A 20,207-nucleotide genomic window follows, 5' to 3' on the forward strand; every position below is an offset into this window, starting at 1 on the left:
AGTGTCCGGATGAAGCAAAGCCGGAAGAATATTGTTGGAATGACGATAGTCTTCATCTGCCTGGTCACTTTTCTCATCTATGCCATCCTCATCAGGTTGGAAGACGGACGCACGTTTCTGGGTGCGGTGATGGCAGTCTCGCTGGTCGTCGTCCTCGCCTATCAGGCAGTTTATTGCAAACTCCAGGTCAGATCCACATTGGGCCTGCACCGTCCGACCTTGAAGAGCATGGTGTTTTCCATACTCTTGCCGGTATTGCTCGGAATCACTCTTCACGTCTATCCCAGCTTTCAGGGTATGCGGTTTCTGTTCGAGCAGGAGAAGGAACTGGTTCTGCTGTTCGTGATAGGCCTGACTGTTGCGTCCTTATCTGCATTACTGGAAGGTGTCGTTTGGCGCGTGAACTTGCATCACCACCTGCGGAAAAACTATTCTTTGCTCCGGGCAGCTGTCATCACGGCTAAGTCTGGTCACGGTGGCACTTGCCGATTGCCGTTTTTTATAAAGGATACGGGGATTTGTGGGTGGGAATCATTTCTTACCTCGGCCTGTTGTTCTTGATCTCCATTACGCTCACCTATGTTAGAGAAATTGGCCGATCGGTCATCCCGGCGGCCGTCCTGCACGGATGCTGAATGTCTTCTACCTGTCCGGCGGGCTGCAATCCGTAACAGCAGAACAGGAGGAACTGTCCAAGTTACTGCTTTATACGGTAGTGATGGGCATGATGGCGCTGGCTTATGGAAAACGATTGAATAACATTCAAATCAAAAACAGAAAGTCAGCGGTTTAGGAGAGAAGGGATTTCCGTGATCACTGAAATCCGTTTAGAAACCACCAAAAGCGGGGCGCTCCCTGCCTATATTGTCCATGAAGCCCTTTCGCTCAAAGGAGAAAATGCCTCAACAAATAATTTATGGAGTGGTAATCTTTATTTAGGAAAAGGTATTTTAAAAATAAGCTCAAACTTTAATGTTAAGCCTGAATTTGCTATAATAATTGCCTAGACATCGCTGGCTATGTCCCCTTACCTCTATACGTTTCACACGTAAATTAGTGGGGCATGCGGCATGTCTTTTTTTTATGGAGATCCATACCTTTTACAATAAATAACAGGAACATGCGTTCTTATAAAAGGTGAAGTATGTTATAATCTAATTAAAATGAGACAAGGTGAAGGCATATGTCAATTAAATTTATCGGTAATAAGACAAAATTACTAGACTTTTTAATTCGGAAGATAATGTCAGAAACGGGGCTAGTTAATGGAACCTTTGTAGACCTATTTACTGGTACTACAACTGTAGCAGTTGCATTTAAAAAACTTGGGTTTAATGTAATCGCCAATGATAAATTGGAAAGCTCATATTTATATGCTAAGTCAGGGCTATTAGTTAACAAGGAGCCAACTTTTTCTAAATTAATAGAACGCGAAGAAATAATCCAAAAGGATTTATTTGATTTACCTTATAATCAAATAATAAGTGAATTGAATTTGCTTCAAGGCGCAGAAGGCCTTTTTTACAATGAATACTCACCAAATAGCCAGCATAAAAGACAATATTTCACTGAAAGTAATGCGAAAAAAATAGACGCTATTAGAAATAAGATTAAGTTATGGGAAGAAAAAAATTTAATTAGTGACCTTGAAAGATCGCTTTTACTTTCTAGCCTCTTATTAGCAGTCAATTCAGTAGCGAATGTTAGTGGGACATATGGAGCCTATCTAAAGAAATGGTATGAAAGATCATTACAACCAATTACATTAAATAGATATCCACTACATTTCTCTGACAGAAATTTTGAGGTTTATAAAGAAGATGCAAACACACTTGTGAAAAAGCTTCCTCATACAGATATCGTGTATATAGATCCGCCTTATACTAAACGACAGTACCAAGCTTATTATCACATACCAGAGACTATTGCTATTGGTGATAATCCGAAGTTATGGGGAAAAACAGGGCAGCGCCCTCGTAGAGAAGATGATGTATCTAATTACTGTTACAAAAGCAAGGCTGGAAAAGAATTGTTAGATTTAATAGTAAATATTGATTCGAAATTTATATTTTTAAGCTACAGTTCAGATGGCCATATTACTCATGAAGAAATTATGGACATACTCTCAATAAGAGGAACCCCAATGTTTTGGAGTGAAGAATACGTTAGATTTAAGAGTAACAACGTAAATAATAAGAGAACTGTAAATGAGATGCTTTATTGTGTGAAAGTTGAAAGGAGTTAGTTTAAATGGTCGTAGGTTTCGAATCCAAGAATAAGAAATCAACTGAAGATGGATTTGAGTTTTTTTTAAAAAGTTCAATTTCTCGTCTCTATATATATTTTAAAGAAATATATCCTAATAGTGATGATGATGAGTTGCTCAAAGATTCAATTGAAATAATACTAGATATAGGATTTATATCATTGGCATATAAAAAAGGACTGTTCAATAGTTCAAATGATAAGGATTTATCTAATTCTTTGTTTGAGCAATTAAAGACATTGAGCGGAAATGAAAACATTCATTGGAAATCTTCATTTGTAAGGGAAGTTCTGACTCAATCTCTTTCCATTGTTTCAAATCAAGACTCATATGAGTCATTGAGTAAGTTAGTAGAATCCAACTCGCAAGAGAATCTTTTCGATTTCTCTGACAACAGGAAAGAAAAAGGTTCTTATTATACTCAACAAGAATTGGTGGATTTAATAGTCAATAACACTATGAACAAATTAAGTGTCAATAAAGATGTTGAACAGATATTGAATTTAAAAATACTTGATCCTGCAGTAGGAGGAGGAGCATTTTTAATTTCGGCATATAATTGGGTGGCAACACATTTAGGAGAGCGAAACAATAACTTATATCGGACAATAGTGGAAAATTGTCTTTACGGTGTAGATGTAAATGTAAATGCTCTAAAAGTGACTGCTTATTCTTTATGGTTGATTGTCGGTGACCCAAGCACAGACTTAAAAAAGATTAGTAATAATTTAATACATGGTGATTCATTGATTGCTACCAAATATAAGGTCGAATCAGAAGTATCCAATAACAAAATATTTAGTTTTTCCTGGGAAGAAGTTTTTCCTGCTGTTTTTGGTTCTTCGTCAGGATTTGATGTAATTATAGGTAATCCACCATGGAATAAGATAAAAGTTCACACTAAAGAATTTTTCTCGAAAATTGACCCTTCTGTCATAGGAATGCAAGGAAGCGATTTGAAAAGATACATAAATGAAAATATCCTCACTGAGGAAGTGAGTAAGAAAAAGTGGGTAGCTTACACGCAAACCATCAAACTTTATACTAAAAGGCTTGATGAAATAGAGCATTATAGATTTCAAAAGAAAGTTATTGGTGGCAAGGTTTCTGGTGGAGATAAAGATTTATATAAATATTTCGTTGAGTTATCTTATAATTTGGTCAAAGAGGATGGGATAGTTGGGTTATTAATCCCTGCATCTGTATTTCAAACACAGTCAACAACTGGTATTCGTGAACTACTGTTTAAAAATGCAAGAGTTAAAAATATTATTACAGTAGAAAATCGAGATAAAGTTTTTCCAATAGATAGCAGATTTAAGTACAGTATTTTAATTTTTGAAAAGAAGGAACCTACTGAGAGTATTCAAGGCAGATTTATGCTTAATTCTGTTAAAGAAATAAAGAGAGTCTTTGCAGAAAATGATTTTTTGGTCATTCCATTAAAAACTATCGAAAATATCAGCCCTATTTATCTAACAGTTCCTGATTTTAAAAATCGGATAGAGTACTCTGTAATAAAAGAAATTTATGATAAATTCCCATTAATTAATACAAGCAATGGTTGGAAAATATCAATTCATAGAGAATTAGATATGACTAATGATAGCAAATATTTTATTCACGAAAATCTTTTAGATAGAAAAGAAAAGTTCGTTCCACTTTATGAAGGTAGGATGGTAAATCAATTTGATTATGCTGCGAAAGAATATATTAGTGGGGAAGGTAGAAAAGCTATATGGAGGAACTTGAATTGGGATGAGAAAAAAATTAAGCCACACTATTATTTAAGAGAATCCGATGCAGTGAAAAAATTCCAAAGTTATAATAGGGTTAGACCGTGTTATTGCGATATTGCAGGACAAACGAATGAAAGAGCAGTTCAAACTGCTCTTTTACCAAGTGGAGTAATTTGTGGGAACAAGGTCCCCACATTTACAGTTAGCAATAGGTTAAGTAAAGGAAGTATTGCTTTAGATTTGATCTGGGTAGCAATTACAAATTCATTTGTATTTGATTGGATAATGAGACAAAGAATTACTACAACTATTAATTATTTTCACTGGAATCAAGTTCCTATGCCTGTCTTAGATGAAAAATCATCGATTGGTAAGAAATTAGCGATTTTGTCTGGTAAATTGTCTTTATTTGGCCACGTATTTGAGAGGGAGAGGGAGGAATTAGGGAGAATTTATGGGGAAGAAATATTCCCAGTTCAAACTTTAGAGGAAAGACAACATTTAAGGGCAAAGATAGACGCCTTAGTTGCAGAATTATTTGGTTTGAATTCATTTGAACTGCTATATGTTTTAGGTCAATTTCCTCTGTTAGATCGGAGTCAACCTAGTATTGGCTCTGGCAAGTCTTTTGTTACAAGAGATACTGTGCTCTACCACTTTCAAAAGTCGCATACTTCTAAGAAAAAGATTGAAAACTCAGAGGTTTATTTAGAAATGTCTATAGAGGAGAAGGAGTTATTAAGCGAACCTAGAAATCTAAACAAAAGAATAAATCATTATAGGGAGATAGGAGCAATCGCCTATATCCCGGGTTAAGGAGGATTTCCAATTGACAAACTTCCAACGAATTCTATATAAGGAAATTACACCGGGGGATCGTCGCAAGTTTAAGGGAGAATCAAATGATACACCTAGTGGTGGCGGAGCAATGGATTTGCGCTTTAGTCCGTACGATCTTTTTAAAGATTTCTTAGTAAGAATGTTTCCGGAGAAAAAATCGGATCGAATTCGAACAAATACTTTTAGATGGTATGAAGAAGATTTCAAAGGACCAAAATCAGAACCTGCACTTCTACACGAACCCACTAAAGCCAGGCCTGGTGAGTGGAGGATAGCAAATATTAATAAATACCTTCCTTTCGGAAAACTACCTCCAGAAGATGAGGGGGAAGCTTTTGTTATCCTAATCCAGGATGAAAATGGAGAGATTTGGCCAAAGTTTGCAAGTAAAAAATCATTAATTGAAAAATGGCATGAAGATATTGCTGAACCTATATTATTGTGTCACAAATCAAAGAAGAGAGAAAATATGGCTACTGCAGGTTTTATCGAAGCAGCAACTGGCGAAAGGAAGTGCAAACATGAGGGGTAGTTTTTCTCAGCAGTGTAGCCAGGTTGTTGAGTTGCTACAAAAACGCAAAAATGTAATACTCACTGGCCCTCCCGCAAGCGGGAAATCTATGCTTCTTAATGAGATAGAAAAAGCTTTTCTCAACCCTCCTACCTTAGTTGGTGCTTCCACTGGGAAAGGAAGACCAAAACTGATACCTGCAGAAGATGTCGGAATTCCTAAAGGTACCTCTGCCTCATTAGACAAGAATTGGATCGGGGGAACAAGGAGGAACAGGAAAGTTTTCAGAACGGTATTTCATCAAGAATACAAAAATAGAGAGTTTGTTACCGGATTGTCTCCTAAAATAGGCGGTGGTTACGGTTTTGAAGTTATTGAAGGAATATTGTATAGAGCTAGTGAGTTTGCTAAGCAACAAGATGGAGCAGCACTACTCATTATTGATGAATTGAATAGGGGGCCTGCTGTTCAAATTTTTGGAGGGAGCATTGCTGCTATAGAGCCGGAAAAGAGGCTGGACGCTAATAATAATAAAACGGATAAAACTCAAGCGTTTGAGCTATTAGATCCTAAATCCGGTAAGTTTATAGAATATTCTTTACCTGAAAATTTATTTATACTGGCTGCGATGAATCAAGCCGATTCTTCAATAGAACCTTTAGACGTAGCATTTTTAAGAAGGTGGAGTACTTATGAAGTAGCTCCTAATTATAAATTGTTAGAGGGATACTTAAATATTAATTTTAAGGACCCCGTAACAAATAAGGTCACTTCGCCAAAGGAAGTATACTTAGTAGCTGTCAAAGCCCTAATAGCGATTAATGAGAGAATAGTTATATTAAGAGGAAAGGATTATCGTCTTGGACATGGAATTTTCATGATTTCCCCAAACACACCTTTCAAGGATATTACTGATGCACTCAAAGATATTATTGAGATATGGGCTTACATTAAAGAGCATATTTTTGAATTGTTCTTTGGAGACGTAGAGAGCCTAGCTTACATTTTAAATGCTTCTAATACTAAAAGTAATGGTTTTTTCTTGCAAGAAGTAGATGTGAATGACGAAATACATACTTTGTTAGTTGAACCAGATATAACAACAGCTAATATTTGTACAATACTAGCCAATGTTATAGGTGAAAAAGTTTGAAGAAAATAACTTTGTATGAATATGGTCGTACGCAAGGAATAGAGACTTTATCTACTGAGTTAGGAATACCAAAAGAACGTCTTATTAAAACTGTTCAAGAAATGAATGTTGTATTAAAAAGTAAGTTAAGCTTGGATAATCCTTTTAAACTATCTGATAATACTATAAGGGCCCAAGGCTTGGCGGGTATTATAAGTTACAAAGGCATTGAAATAGAAATTGTTCCTAAATTCCTTCAGCCGGAATCGGATGATTGGAGGGAAGACTTTTATTTCTTATCGAACATGTCAAAGTACGGTGATTCGATGGGAAAAGTCTCTTCTCAAGTTTCTAACAACAAAAGTCTATTTGACTTAATTGGTAACGAGTTTATCATGGGTTATTTGAAAAATCATAGGAATATTATTAGGAAGTATAACAAAAAGAAATATGAAGACTTTATCATTCATGGGACACTTGAAGCCGAAACTATTTTAATGCCTAGTGAACAAGGATTTAGTCAGACAACAATAAACCTTACAAAAAAGAATCAATATAATGCTGTAATATTGGGTGCAGCACTTATTTTGAAATCTTTAGTTTCAAATATAACAATAAAAGTTAAGTTGCAAAAAGTTATAGATGAACTATCACCACAAGACATTTACAAATTGCCAATAGCACCGTTACCTATTAGGCATAGAAAATGGGAGAGTGTATACGAACTTTCGAGAGATATATTAAAGTTAAAAGGTAATAAGTTTGGTAGTGGACAAAATACGGTTCTCGGTTATACGGTGAACACTTGGAGGACGTGGGAAAAATTTGTGTCTTCTCTAGTTAGTAATTCCTTTCCAAACCAAGAGGTTTTAAATCAACATGAGTATTCGTTAGGTATAAGAAAACCAGCAATTGAGCCTGTTAAGGTAAAACCGGATTCTGTCCTCTTATGGAATACAAAAAATGGAGCAACAAAAATTGTAGTTGATGCAAAGTACAAAAATACCTCCTCAAGAGTTGATCTTAAAATTAGTGAAGCAGATATTTATCAGAGTTTAGCTTTTGCTACTGCATTAAATAGTAATGTGATTTTTTTAATATATCCTCATTTTGATAGTTCAAATGACGAGAGTACTAGAATATTTGAGAGAATTAAAATAAAAAATGTAAACATAGTTGGGGTAGGAGTTAATGTAAAAGGAATTTCAAATAAAAATAATCGAGTAACAATTTACAAGGAGTTTTCAAAAAACATTAAAATTCTTATAAGAGCATTACTTAGATAAAGGGGAAGGGTTATGTGAAATGTAGAGAATGTGGTGTGCAATTTAGTAGCTTAGATTTGCTAGAAATGAATGAATCAACATTGTTGATCTGTGATTCCTGCCAAATAACAAATTTATACATAATAGAAGCTAATGGCGTTCTCACATTAGTTGAAGCAGTAACCGAGATAAAGGCAGTAGAAAAATGGAAAGAAGTCAACCATGCAATGTTTCATGAAATTTATTCATTAAAGAGTGTCAGTAAGGTTATTTCACAAACTATTACACATATCTAAATTGAGGGGAATTCTTAAGCCTTGCAGTAAATAGGGACAGACCTCAATTCTACAAAAGTCTGTGTGAAGAAGTTTACGGTATTTACAACAGCACGTAATATCATGGCTACACTATAACCTAGCATCACTTAATCATTCAGAAGGCAAACTAGGGGAGACAACAGTGATCACTGAAATTCGTATTGAAACGACTGAAAGCGGCCCTATTATGCCCAATCAGGAACGGGTCCATGACTTGCGGATCACCCGGAAAGGCGTGATTGACCATGAGGTCCTTTCAACTAAAGGGGAAAACGAACCCGGCATGCACCACACTAGAGATCAATACAAAATTGATTCCGGTCGTACATCTGCTTTTCTTAATTCACTCGTCACCGAATTCCGGATCAATGAGTGGAAATCGGATTTCGGTTCGCCGGTTCTGGAAGGAAGGACATACGAGGTGACTGTCCGTTATGATAACGGATCGGTGCAGCGCTCCCGCGGGACGGTTGACCTGCCACCGGGCGGGCAGGCGATCCGGGATGTCGTCAGACAGCTCACTGTATTCAAACAGGAAGTGTGGATTTTCTGATAAGTGGTTTCCCGGAGAGGCGGTAACGGTATAGTACAAGTACCATTATGGAGGAGGCATGCACATGGATCACCAGGCACTCAAGGCGTTCCAGCAGTTTGACGATAATCGGTTCACGAAAGTCGATTTCATGAAAAACGAGAACAGCACGGCATTCACGCTGAACTTCCTTCCGGGTCAGTCTATGAAAGCGCACAGCCATCCCGGAAAGGAACTGTACCTTGTCGTGACGGAGGGGAGCGGCACGTTCACGGTAGACGGGGAAGAGATCATGGCGACAAAAGGAGACGTGCTCTTCTGCGGAGAAAAGGAAAGGATCGGGTTCGATAACAACGGCGACAATCGGACGACCCTTTTCGGTACCCTAACGGAAATCGGTTAACCGGTCTCCTGACTACCAAGCAAGCAACAACCCCCTCATCATATTTATTTAAAAGCCATCGTCCGTATACGGGATGATGGCTTTTTGCATACCGTCCGTTTTTGGCAGGCAACACTTCCCTGAACGGGAGACTTGACGAATTCGAGATATTAAAATATATTTAATTACGAAAAGTAACTATTGGAGCCGGAAGCATCCGCTCCGTTTAATCAATACCTTTCAATCTCTGGCTTTGGAGTGAAACAGGAAGATGAATTCAAAAAATGAAAAGCCGCCATTTGAGATCGGCGTCTATACACTTGGTGACATTGTTCCGGATCCTCATACCGGAAACACAGTTTCTGCAGGCCAGCGCCTGAAAGAGATTCTGGAGGCGGCAAAGCTCGCCGACCGTCTCGGCCTTGATGTGTTCGGAGTCGGGGAACATCACCGGCTGGACTACGCGGTCTCTTCGCCGCCGGTCGTTTTGGCCTCCATCGCTCAGGCGACGGAACGGATCCGGCTGACGAGCACGACAACCGTCCTCAGTACCGTCGATCCTGTCCGGCTTTTTGAAGACTTCGCGACACTCGACCTTCTGTCGGACGGACGGGCAGAAGTCATGGCCGGCCGCGGGGCCTTTATTGAATCGTTCCCTCTGTTCGGTTTCGATACGGCGGACTATGATGCATTGTTCGAAGAGAACGCGGAACTGTTCAGTGTGCTCAATGAAAACGAAGTCGTGGACTGGAGCGGGCAGTACCGCTCTCCTCTCCGGAATGCAGAAATCGCACCGCGTCCCGTGCAGCCCGAAATCCCGTTCTGGATCGGTGTTGGCGGTACGCCGGAAAGCGCCATCCGTTCAGGAAGGCTTGGTGCCGGGATGGCACTTGCCATCCTCGGCGGTCCGCTTGGACGGTTCAAGCCTTTCGCCGATCTGTACAGGCAGGCGGGCGCGGCGGCAGGGCATGATCCGGATTCACTCCGTGTCGGCGTCACCGGGCACGGCTTCCTTGCAGAAGACGGGGAAACCGCACGGGACACATTCTATCCTTACTACTCGGGATATTGGGAAGAGGTGAACCGCCAGCGGGGCATGGCCTTCCGTATGAGCCGTGAGGACTTCGATCAAGTCACCGGACCGGACAATGCACTATTTGTAGGCAGCGCGGAAGAAGTGACGGAGAAGATCCTACGCCAGCATGAAATGTTCGGCCATACCCGCTTCCTCGCACAGCTGGACATCGGCGGCCAGCCGTATGAGCAGGTCGCCCGGAGCATCGAGCTCCTCGCAACAGAGGTCGCACCGGCTGTCCGGAAAGCGATCGGCTCAATATAAACTCGTTTCTCAGACTTTGGAAACAATTAATCAGGAGTGATCATCATGGGATTTTTCTCTAAACTTTTCGGCAAAAAACAGGAAGCGGCACCAGTAGTGCCGGAAAAACTCAAAATCGGTATCATCCTCGGCTCTACACGCGAAGGCCGTGTGAGCCCTCAGGTCGGCGAGTGGCTCAAAGGCATCGCGAAAGGTCGAAATGATGCCAACTATGAAATCATCGACATCCAGGACTACCAGCTCCCGTTTGTCGGAACCACCGACGGTTCTGAACCTGGCATTGCTAAATGGAACGAAAAGCTCGCCAGCCTAGACGGGTTCGTCTTCATCGTCCAAGAGTACAACCACAGTATTTCCGGTGTCCTGAAAAACGCGATTGATACGGCGCGGGAAGCATGGGCGAACAAACCGGCAGGAATCGTCAGCTACGGCTCGACCGGCGGCGCGCGTGCTGCGGAACACCTCCGCGGCATCCTGGGCGAACTTTCCGTTGCCGATGTCCGGACACACCCGACCCTCTCCCTCTTTACCGACTTCGAGAACTTCTCCGAGTTCAAGCCGGCCGATCTGCATCTTGAAAATGTCACCGCGATGCTGACCGAAGTCAACGATTGGGCCGCTGCGTTCAAGACGCTCCGCGAAGGCGCAAAAGAACCGGCTCGCGTATGATCCACATGCACTGAGCATAAAAGCCATCATCCCCAAAAGGATGGTGGCTTTTTCAACTGAACGGACAGGGGCTATCTCGTCGATTTCGTCATTGGTTCCCCGGATGGTGGCGAATGACGAAACCGGAACAACACTCCTCCCAATCTGCCCGTCCGGCCACGTTGTTTATGGACCGGGAGAGAAGGGAATAGAGTACTTGGCTAGTTATAGATTCTGAGGCAGTGGATAAATGGTCAGGAAAGGACGGGGAGATGGATGGGGAAACTGACAAAGCTTGCGGGCGCAGCCGGACTGGTTGCCGGGGCGGCGTATCTCACGAAAGAAGAAAACCGAAAGAAAGTCAAAAAGCAGATTGACGAGGCAATCCGTGTGTTTAGTCCGGATTACAAGAAGGAGCTTGGCAAGCCGGCCGACATTGACGATGCAAAGATGGTGGCGGAAGGGGCGATGACAAGCGTCCAGTATTATAATCAATCCCAGGAAAACAAAACCGAACACCAATAAGCGGTGACATGCAGGGCGGCCCGAGGAACGATCCGGGCCGCCCTTTCCATATTCACCAATCGAAGTTGTTTAAATCTATTTATCTACGGGAAGAAGGGAAGAGAATCAGATGCAGAAGGTGATCCCGGCACACGGGAGTATTCGGCATCTTAAATGAATGATTACGGGAAAAGGGTGAAGACATGGATCACAAACACGAGGGCACGACAAACAAGAAACACGAGCAGCTGGAACAGTTCCGCCGCCAGAACACCGGCCAGCCGATGACCGACATCAACGGCAATAAAGTCGCGAATGACCAGAAGACATTGCGTGCGGGCAGACGCGGCCCGCTCCTCATGCAGGATTTCCACTTCTACAAAAAGCAGTCACACTTTAACCGTGAGCGGATTCCGGAGAAGGTCGTCCACGCACGGGGCTACGGCGTGCACGGAGAATTCGTGGCGACGGAGTCGATGAAGGACTACACGATGGCGAAGTTCCTGGAGCCCGGCAAGAAAACACCGGTATTCGTGCGCTTCTCCAACTTTGTCGGAAACCGCGGATCCAAGGACACGGCGGTTGACATCCGCGGATTCGCGACAAAATTCTACACAGAGGAAGGCAACTATGACATGCTTGCCCTCCAGTTCCCTGTATTCATCCTCGCTGATGCGATGAAGTTCATGGATGTCACACACGCCGCCAAGCCGGAACCAAGGCAGCACATGCCGCAGGCAACGGTGGCGCACGACAACTTCTGGGATTACGTGACGAGCAACCCGGAATCGGCACATATGGTCATGTGGCTCATGTCGATGCGCGGCCGGCCGCGCAGCTGGCGCATGATGGAAGGCTATCCGGTCAACACGTTCCGCTTAGTCAATGAAAAGGGCAAATCGACGTTTGTCCGGTTTATCTGGAAGCCGAAGCTCGGCGTCCATTCCATCACCCTGGAAGAAGGGAATATCATCGGGGGCGTCGACCCGGACTTCCACCGCCGGGACATCATCGAAGCGATCGAGAGCGGTGCGTATCCGGAATACGAACTATGCGTCCAGCTGATTGATGAGGAAGATGAATTCAAGTTTGACTTTGACATTCTGGATGACACCAAGCTGTGGCCGCAGGAAGAAGTTCCGCCGAAGGTCATCGGGAAGATGGTGCTGAACCGTCTCCAGGACAATTTCTTCTCGGAGACGGAACAATCCGCGTTCAACCCGGCAAACCTCGTGCCGGGAATCGAGTTCACGAATGACCCGGTGCTGCAGGGCCGTTCATTTGCCTACCGTGATACGGAGCTCCACCGCCATCACTCGGCGAACTACGAAGAGCTGCCGATCAACCGCCCGGTGTCCGACGTGAACCACAACCTGCGGGACAGCTACCTGAAGTACCCGATCGAGCAGGACAATGTCCACTTCCATAACAACATGCAGGAGGACGGCACCCCTCATGAAACTCCGGCACCGGAAGGTTATGAAAACTATCCGGCCGAAGTGGAAGGCCATGTGACGAGAGAACACCCGAGCGATTCCTTCCAAGACTACTACTCTCAGCCGCGTATGTTCTGGAACAGCCTGTCGATGCCGGAGAAGCAGGACCTTGTCGAGTCGTTCAGCTTCCACGTCGGCGGGGTGAAAAACAAGGACATCCGCCAAAGGACAGTTGAAATGTTCGCGAACGTCGACACCGAACTGGCGACGATGATTGCGGAAAACGTCGGCGTCACGCCGCCTGAGACCAAGCACGTCGACTACGAAAAAAGCTATCCGTCCCTGAGCCAGATGAATACGCCGCATTCCGCGATGACGTCAAGAGTCGCGGTCGTGATCGGCGACGGGTTCGACGAGAAGGAAGTTGACCAGGCGATGGCGGCACTCAAAGGCGTCGGAGCGGTGATCGACATCATTTCCGAGACACTCTCGCCGGTCAAGGGGAAAGACGGCATGGAACTCACGCCGACCAACACTTTCCTGACCATCCACCCTGCGCTGTATGATTCGGTCTACCTCGTCGGCGGCAAGGCGAAGATGAACCAGCTCAAGTTCGACCAGGGGGCGATGGACTTCTTCAAGATGCACTATATGTTCATGAAGCCGATCGCCGTCGGAGCAGGTGCCGCCCAGTACGCGGTGAGCACGGAAGCCAACAACCTGGACGGCGTCGTCATGGCGGAAAACAACCCTGAATTTGCGGACCAGTACATCGAAGCACTTGCGATGAAACGATTCTGGGACCGTACCTGACCGAAAGAAAAACAAGCCTGATCCGGCTTTTGCCGGATCGGGCTTTTGTGTGTCATTGCGTGCGGGCGTCTTCAATAATTTCGCGGATGTAATTCATGGTATTCCGTTCCGCCTGGCCGATGTCATAGTCCAGGCGGTGGTTGAGGATGTTCGTCATCATGCCCTGCCAGATCAGATTCGTTTTTTCATTGACCGGATTCATCTGCTCCATCGGTATCTGGCCTTCCTCGGCCGCCATCTGCAGCATGGATTTGCCACGCTGCATCACACTGCGTTCAAACAGGGTGGGCTGCAGTTCGTCAGGGACATTGACCAGTTCCGCCGGGTAAACCTCATAATAGCGCTGCATAAGTTTCCCGGGCTGGTCCCCGAGGTCCATGATAAACACCGCATTAAACAGTTTGGGCGACCTGAACGAATGTCGGATAAAGCATTCCCACGCGATTAAGTACTTGTCCAGCGGCGTTTCTCCGTCTTCCATCCGTGCCGTCACTTCTTCGGTATAACCGCCCAGCAGCCGCATCGCTGCGAAAAATTTCAGATGGGACAGTTCGCTGAAATAGTTATAAAGCGTGGCACTGTTGTAGCCTGCGCGATCCGCAACTTTGCGGATCGTCACTTTGTCGATCCCTTCCTCGTGAATGATCTCGACTGTCGCTTCCACGAAATATTTCCACATCCGGCTCATCTGCAGCTGTTTATTTCTCAATTTGGATCAGCACCTCCGTATTCTCTGTAAGTCTAGTGAAAAAATTGAAAGCGCTTTTGCAAACCGCTTTCTCGTATGTTAGGATAATCACTGGCATAAAAATAATCATGATTATTTACTATATCATGATTAAAATGTTCTCTGATTGCAAGTGTGACATTTTATAAAGCAATTGGATTGGCCAAAAACAATTGAGAGGTGATTGGGTGCAGAAAACACGAATCGATTCTTTTATCTTCTGGTTTGCGATTATTGTCGTCCTGCTGGCCACGACGTCTCTGGTAGTTTTCCGGGAAAGTGCTGAACCGGTGCTTGATGACATCATGACGGGCATTACATTTAAAATGGACTGGGCCTGGCAGTTCCTGACGATCGGCCTATTTGTCTTTCTGATCTGGCTGGCGTTCAGCCGTTTCGGAAAAATCCGGTTGGGTGACGAAAAGCCCGAGTTCTCGACATTCAGCTGGGGCACCATGCTGTTCACAGCGGGAATGGGAACAAGTATCATGTACTGGTCCATGGTGGAGCCGCTCTACTACTACTCCGGACCTCCATTCGGAATTGAACCCGGGAGCCAGGCGGCGGCAGAGTGGTCGCTGACTTATGCGCTATTCCATTGGGGGATATCCGCATGGTCCTTGTACGCATTCCCGACAGTCGTTATCGCCTACTCCTATTTTATCAGGAAGCAGCCGTCCCTGAAGATGAGCGTGGCGCTTCGCGGCGCACTCGGAAAATACGCGGACGGCTGGCTTGGCAAGATAATTGACATTCTCGTCATCTGGAGCCTGATCGGCGGACTCGGAACGACACTTGGCCTCGGGGTGCCGATGGTATCGCAAGTTGTTGCCCGGGTGTTTGGCCTCGAGCCGTCACTGATGCTGGATGCCATTCTTGTCGTCCTGATTACGGTCGTTTATTCGGCAAGTGCCTACCTCGGCCTTCATAAAGGGATCCGCCGACTGAGTGACCTGAACGTCTATCTCGCTCTGGCACTGGCAATCTTCGTGCTGCTTGCGGGTCCTACGCTGTTCATCCTGACTTACTTCACGAACAGCTTCGGCATGATGATCCAGAACTTCGCCATGATGAGCTTTTATACGGATCCGATCGCGAAGGGCGGATTCCCGCAGGCGTGGACAGTCTTTTACTGGGCGTGGTTCGCTGCGACGGCACCGTTCATGGGGCTGTTTGTTGCGCGGATCTCCAGGGGCCGCACGATCCGCCAATTGATCATGCATATGCTTCTCTGGGGTTCGGTCGGCGCGTGGATTTACTTCATGGTCTTTGGGGGCTATTCGATGAATGCCGAACTGACCGGCAAGCTGGATCTTTCCGGGATTCTTGCGGAAAAGGGCGGCGACGCGGCAGTTGTCGAGATTTTAAGTTCATTGCCGCTGAGTGCCGTCGTCCTGCCGTTCTTCATCGTCCTGGCTGTGATTTTCCTGTCCACTTCGCTCGACTCGGCCACCTACGTCCTTGCAGCCATCGCGACGAAAGAGTTGCTGCCCGGACAGGAGCCTGCCCGATGGCACCGGATGATCTGGGGCGGCGTGCTTGCGGTCATGGGAATTTCGCTTCTCCTCGTCGGAGGGCTGAGGGTTGTCCAGACATCCGCAGTCGTCGTGTCGATCCCGATCTTCGTGTTTTATCTTCTGCTGATTGTTTCACTCGTGAGATGGCTGAAAAAGGACTTTCCCGCAAAATCACGGATTTGATTATAAGCTTCCAAGGAGGAATAGCTGTTGGTTTTTAACGTCCGAGAAACAAACCGCTCAATCAGGGATGAATTTCCCCACAAAATAAAGGAATTGAACAACCTATGGATACCGATGTCTGATGGGACGAAGCTGTCCGCGAAAATCTGGCTGCCTGAAGACGCGGAGAACAATCCGGTTCCGGCGATCCTTGAATACTTGCCTTACAGGAAAAATGAATTCACGGCACTGCGTGACTCGCTCCGTCACCCATATTTTGCGGGGCACGGCTATGCAAGCATCCGGGTCGACATTCGCGGTACCGGTGATTCGGACGGTATCCTGTATGACGAATACTTGAAGCAGGAGCAGGATGACGCGCTTGAAATCCTTGAATGGATCGAGCAACAGCCGTGGTCGACAGGAAGTGTGGGCATGATCGGCAAGTCGTGGGGCGGTTTTAACGGACTGCAGGTGGCCGCGCGCCGTCCCAAGCAGCTCAAGACGATCATCACAATCTGCTCGACCGACGACCGGTATGCGGACGATGTTCACTACAAGGGCGGCGCGATGCTTGCATCGGACATGCTCTGGTGGGCCTCGACGATGTTCGCCTACAACGCCCGCCCGCAAGATCCCGAAGTGGTCGGCGAGTCCTGGAAGGCGAACTGGCTGGAGCGCATGGAAAAGACACCGCCGTTCGTCGAAGAATGGGTCCGCCACCAGCGCCGTGACGCCTATTGGAAACACGGTTCCGTTTGCGAGGACTATCGCGCAATTGAAATTCCGGTGTTCGCCGTCGGGGGCTGGGCGGACGGCTATCCGAATGCCATCCCGAGAATGCTTGAGAATCTCGATGTTCCACGAAAGGGACTTATCGGGCCATGGGCGCATGAATATCCGGAAATGGCGGTGCCCGGCCCGCAGATCGGCTTCCTCCAAGAATGTCTGCGCTGGTGGGATCAGTGGCTGAAGGGGGAAGACACCGGCATCATGGAAGAGCCGATGCTCCGGGCTTACCTTCAGGACAGCGTGCCGCCGCAGACCAGCTATGACTACCGCCCGGGACACTGGGTCGCGGAAAACCAGTGGCCGCCTGCGGCAATCAAAGACCAGAGGCTATACCTGGATGATAACAAACTCACAGAAAGTCCGACGGAAGGTGTTTCCATCAAAGTCGGAAGTGTCCAGCAGCACGGTATGCACGCGGGGGTTTTCTGTCCGTTCGGGCAGCCGGGAGATCTGCCGGCGGACCAGCGGAATGAAAACGGCTATGCCGTCGTCTTTGAATCCGAACCTGTGCGGGAGGAGACGGCCATTCTGGGCCATCCCGCGTTCCGCGTCGAACTGTCTTCCGACAAACCGCATGCACTGATTGCCGTACGCCTGAACGATGTCGCGCCGGATGGATCATCCACACGGGTGACCTGGGGAATGCTGAACCTGTCCCATCGCAACAGCGATGAATTCCCGGAAGAGCTCGAGCCGGGGAAAAAGTACACGGTCGACGTGAAAATGGACGTCATCGGCTACACGCTGGCCAAAGGGAACCGGTGGCAGCTGGCCATTTCACCGAACTACTGGCCGCATGCATGGCCGTCCCCGGAAGAGGCGACACTCACGGTCTACCCTTCCAAGAACACCTACCTGTCGCTGCCGGTCCGCGGGGGAAAGGACATCGACGCGGAGCTAAAGCCATTCTTGCCTGCGGAAACGGCTCCGGTCCTGACGAAGGACATCCTGCGGGAAGCCGGCCGGACACGCGAGATCAAGCATGATGTCGTAACAGACGTCTGGACGCTGGATGACTTCTCCGATGAAGGCTCCCGCCGACTGCATGTCAACGGCCTGGAATACGGCAGCACGAACCGAAACGTTTATACAATCAGAGGCGGAGACCCGCTTAGCGCCAGGGTCGAATGCGACTGGACGCTGGATGTCGGCCGCGGAGACTGGCAAACCCACCTGGTCACGAAAAGCATTATGACTGCGGACGAGGTAAACTATTACCTGACGAACCGCCTGACCGCCTATGAAGGTGAGGAAAAAGTATTTGATAAGACATGGGAAACAGAGATTCCCCGGGACTTTACGTAAATAAATTTATCCATTATCACTCGCCCGACCCGGCCATTGCCGGGTCGGGCATTTTCAGGTATTCCATTTCTTCATGCATATCGATGGATAAACGGTATTTCAGTTATGTCAAAACAAAGACTATACTAAAGAGTAGATGGAATCGGAGAGGTGAGCGGGAATGGAAGAGCGGGACTGGCTGATTTTGAAAACGCTGTTTGTCCACCAGAATATTACGAGAACAGCAGATGAGCTTTATCTCTCCCAGCCTTATCTGACCAAGCGTCTCAGGCAGATCGAAGAAGCGTTTGGAGTTGAGCTTGTCATGCGCGGCAGGAGAGGTGTCGGCTTCACCCCGCAGGGCGAGTACCTGGCCGCGCAGGCGGACCGGATGCTGGACCGTTTCGCCGAGATCCGGAAAAACGTCATGCAGATGAAAAACGAAGTGGCCGGAACGCTGAAAATCGGTGTGTCCAACCACTTTTCCAAAAACCGTCTCCCTCCCCTTTTGAACCGGTTCCGACAGCTGTTTCCGCAGATCGACTACCAGGTGCATGCCGGGTGGAGCAAAGAAATCGTCGGCATGGTGAACAACAAGCAGGTGCATGCCGGAATCGTAAACGGTGAATTCGACCGGGTCCACCGGGCCGAACTTTTGATGAATGACCCGCTTGTCGCCGTGGCAAGGAGAGAAATCCGGAAAGAGGAACTGCCGGCGCTGACAAGGATCGAATACCAGACCGAACATCTGTCGGAGAAATTGGCGGAGCAGTGGTGGACCGAGAATTTCAGTTTGCCTCCAAAAACAGGTTTTCACGTCGACAAAGCCGATACAGCGAAGGAACTGGTGAAAAGCGGTGTCGGCTACGCCATCTTGCCGGAATTGGTCATCGGGGTCCGGGACCAGTTATGCCGTTATGAAATCAAAGACCGCAACGGCTCACCGGTCTCTTCGGGAATTTATCTATATTATCCGGAAGAGTTCCGGGAAATCAGACTGGTCGGGGCGTTCCTTGATTTTATGAAAAAAGAACATGCCGATTTTATAGAATGAACTGAGGTTTTTCCCATGGATATTTTGATCACCATCCTCCTGAAAGTCATCGCCCCCGTCTTTGTTCTGATCGGGGCGGGGGCTATGATGCACAGGATTTTCAACTTGAATCTGGCAACACTTTCAAAGTTGCTGACGTATTATTTTCTTCCCGTCGTGGCGTTTGTCAATGTCTACGACAGCCAGGTGACCGGGGACATGTTTTTCATCATTGTCCTCGTCCAGCTGCTCGTCGCGGCAGTGATGGCCGGAATCTCTTCAGGGATGTCACGGCTTCTCAAACTGGACAAGGGCATGGACGCGACATTCAAGAACAGCGTGGTGCTGATGAACTCCGGCAACTACGGCGTTCCGGTCAGCCAGCTGGTCTTCCAGGGCCAGCCGGTCGGTGTCGCGGTGCAGGTGATTGTGATGATCATCCAGAACCTCATCACGTATACATATGGGCTCTACAACTCGCTGTCCGCCCGGCACGGCGGGGCAAAGGCGATCCGGGAGTTCCTGAAGATGCCGGTGCTGTATGCACTGCTTCTCGGAGTGATCCTGAAAAGCTTTGATATCGGGCTGCCGTTCTTTATCATGGAGCCGATCGAACGGTCAGCGGATGCCTTTCTGGCGGTAGCGCTCCTGGCTTTGGGGGCGCAGGTCGCCTTCATCAAGATCGGGAAACTCAGCAAAGTGATCATTGCCAGTTGCATCGGCCGGCTGATGATCGGGCCGGTCGTCTCGCTGGGTGTCATCTTTCTGCTCGGGCTGGACGGAATCGTGGCACAGGCGCTCTTTATCGCAAGCTCGTTCCCGTCGTCCAGAAACAGTGCCCAATTTGCACTGGAATACAACAACTATCCGGAAGTGGCCGGCCAGATTGTGCTGGTCACGACGGTGTTCAGTGCGCTGACGGTCACAATGGCCGTCTATCTGTCCAAACTGATCTTTTAGAAAGGAGA

Annotated in this window: 19 protein-coding genes; 18 read left to right on the plus strand and 1 reads right to left on the minus strand. The window is 46.7% G+C overall.

Annotated elements, in window-relative coordinates; genetic code table 11:
* Positions 1-9 precede the first annotated feature (9 nt).
* The 14 genes from KHA84_RS11855 to KHA84_RS11920 all read left to right on the plus strand — a co-directional run bounded on the left by KHA84_RS11855 (position 10) and on the right by KHA84_RS11920 (position 13,724).
* Positions 10-561: a hypothetical protein gene (locus KHA84_RS11855; protein WP_236823263.1), complete on the plus strand. Its 552-nt coding sequence runs from the start codon at positions 10-12 to the stop codon at positions 559-561.
* A 248-nt stretch (positions 562-809) separates the two neighbouring features.
* A complete protein-coding gene (locus KHA84_RS11860) occupies positions 810-1,007 on the plus strand; it encodes a hypothetical protein (RefSeq protein ID WP_213423728.1) in 198 nt (65 codons plus the stop codon).
* 176 nt (positions 1,008-1,183) lie between these two features.
* Entirely contained in the window at positions 1,184-2,245 is a 1,062-nt protein-coding gene (locus KHA84_RS11865; RefSeq protein ID WP_213423729.1) for a DNA adenine methylase, read from the plus strand.
* 5 nt (positions 2,246-2,250) lie between these two features.
* A complete protein-coding gene (locus KHA84_RS11870) occupies positions 2,251-4,821 on the plus strand; it encodes an Eco57I restriction-modification methylase domain-containing protein (RefSeq protein WP_213423730.1) in 2,571 nt (856 codons plus the stop codon).
* 13 nt (positions 4,822-4,834) lie between these two features.
* A complete protein-coding gene (locus tag KHA84_RS11875; protein WP_213423731.1) occupies positions 4,835-5,377 on the plus strand; it encodes a hypothetical protein in 543 nt (180 codons plus the stop codon).
* Positions 5,367-6,509, plus strand: a complete 1,143-nt coding sequence (locus KHA84_RS11880; RefSeq protein ID WP_213423732.1) for an AAA family ATPase — start codon at positions 5,367-5,369, stop codon at positions 6,507-6,509. The genes KHA84_RS11875 and KHA84_RS11880 overlap by 11 nt, the downstream gene beginning before the upstream one ends.
* Positions 6,506-7,774 carry a 5-methylcytosine restriction system specificity protein McrC gene (locus KHA84_RS11885; RefSeq protein ID WP_213423733.1) on the plus strand — a complete coding sequence of 423 codons (1,269 nt, stop codon included), beginning with the start codon at positions 6,506-6,508 and terminating at the stop codon, positions 7,772-7,774. Before KHA84_RS11880 ends, KHA84_RS11885 begins: the two co-directional genes overlap by 4 nt.
* 14 nt (positions 7,775-7,788) lie before the next feature.
* Positions 7,789-8,049, plus strand: coding sequence for a hypothetical protein (locus tag KHA84_RS11890; RefSeq protein WP_213423734.1), 261 nt, complete (start codon positions 7,789-7,791; stop codon positions 8,047-8,049).
* Between the two features lie 163 nt (positions 8,050-8,212).
* On the plus strand, positions 8,213-8,623 hold the full coding sequence (locus KHA84_RS11895; RefSeq protein ID WP_213423735.1) for a hypothetical protein: 411 nt from the start codon (positions 8,213-8,215) through the stop codon (positions 8,621-8,623).
* Between the two features lie 64 nt (positions 8,624-8,687).
* Entirely contained in the window at positions 8,688-9,005 is a 318-nt protein-coding gene (locus KHA84_RS11900) for a cupin domain-containing protein (RefSeq protein WP_213423736.1), read from the plus strand.
* Positions 9,006-9,255: 250 nt separating this feature from the next.
* Positions 9,256-10,323 (plus strand): LLM class flavin-dependent oxidoreductase, encoded by a 1,068-nt coding sequence (locus KHA84_RS11905; protein ID WP_213423737.1) that lies wholly within the window; start codon positions 9,256-9,258, stop codon positions 10,321-10,323.
* 45 nt (positions 10,324-10,368) lie between these two features.
* The gene (locus KHA84_RS11910) at positions 10,369-10,992 is read left to right on the plus strand and encodes an NADPH-dependent FMN reductase (RefSeq protein ID WP_213423738.1); all 624 of its coding nucleotides are present in this window, start codon (positions 10,369-10,371) and stop codon (positions 10,990-10,992) included.
* Positions 10,993-11,247: 255 nt separating this feature from the next.
* Positions 11,248-11,496 carry a hypothetical protein gene (locus KHA84_RS11915; RefSeq protein ID WP_213423739.1) on the plus strand — a complete coding sequence of 83 codons (249 nt, stop codon included), beginning with the start codon at positions 11,248-11,250 and terminating at the stop codon, positions 11,494-11,496.
* A 182-nt stretch (positions 11,497-11,678) separates the two neighbouring features.
* Positions 11,679-13,724, plus strand: a complete 2,046-nt coding sequence (locus KHA84_RS11920; protein WP_213423740.1) for a catalase — start codon at positions 11,679-11,681, stop codon at positions 13,722-13,724.
* A gap of 52 nt (positions 13,725-13,776) precedes the next feature.
* On the opposite strand, the gene KHA84_RS11925 is transcribed toward KHA84_RS11920, so the two are convergent.
* Positions 13,777-14,433, minus strand: a complete 657-nt coding sequence (locus KHA84_RS11925) for a TetR/AcrR family transcriptional regulator (RefSeq protein ID WP_213423741.1) — start codon at positions 14,431-14,433, stop codon at positions 13,777-13,779.
* A 206-nt stretch (positions 14,434-14,639) separates the two neighbouring features.
* Between KHA84_RS11925 and KHA84_RS11930 the strand changes: the two genes are divergently transcribed.
* From KHA84_RS11930 to KHA84_RS11945, 4 genes are all read left to right on the plus strand, one after another.
* Complete coding sequence (locus KHA84_RS11930) at positions 14,640-16,151, plus strand: BCCT family transporter (RefSeq protein WP_213423742.1); 1,512 nt, start codon at positions 14,640-14,642, stop codon at positions 16,149-16,151.
* A gap of 27 nt (positions 16,152-16,178) precedes the next feature.
* A complete protein-coding gene (locus KHA84_RS11935) occupies positions 16,179-18,227 on the plus strand; it encodes a CocE/NonD family hydrolase (RefSeq protein ID WP_213423743.1) in 2,049 nt (682 codons plus the stop codon).
* Positions 18,228-18,387: 160 nt separating this feature from the next.
* A complete protein-coding gene (locus KHA84_RS11940) occupies positions 18,388-19,260 on the plus strand; it encodes a LysR family transcriptional regulator (protein WP_213423744.1) in 873 nt (290 codons plus the stop codon).
* A gap of 15 nt (positions 19,261-19,275) precedes the next feature.
* Positions 19,276-20,199, plus strand: coding sequence for an AEC family transporter (locus KHA84_RS11945; protein WP_213423745.1), 924 nt, complete (start codon positions 19,276-19,278; stop codon positions 20,197-20,199).
* Positions 20,200-20,207: the final 8 nt, after the last annotated feature.

It is taken from the genome of Bhargavaea massiliensis, assembly GCF_018390575.1.
Classification (GTDB): Bacteria; Bacillota; Bacilli; order Bacillales_A; family Planococcaceae; genus Bhargavaea; species Bhargavaea massiliensis.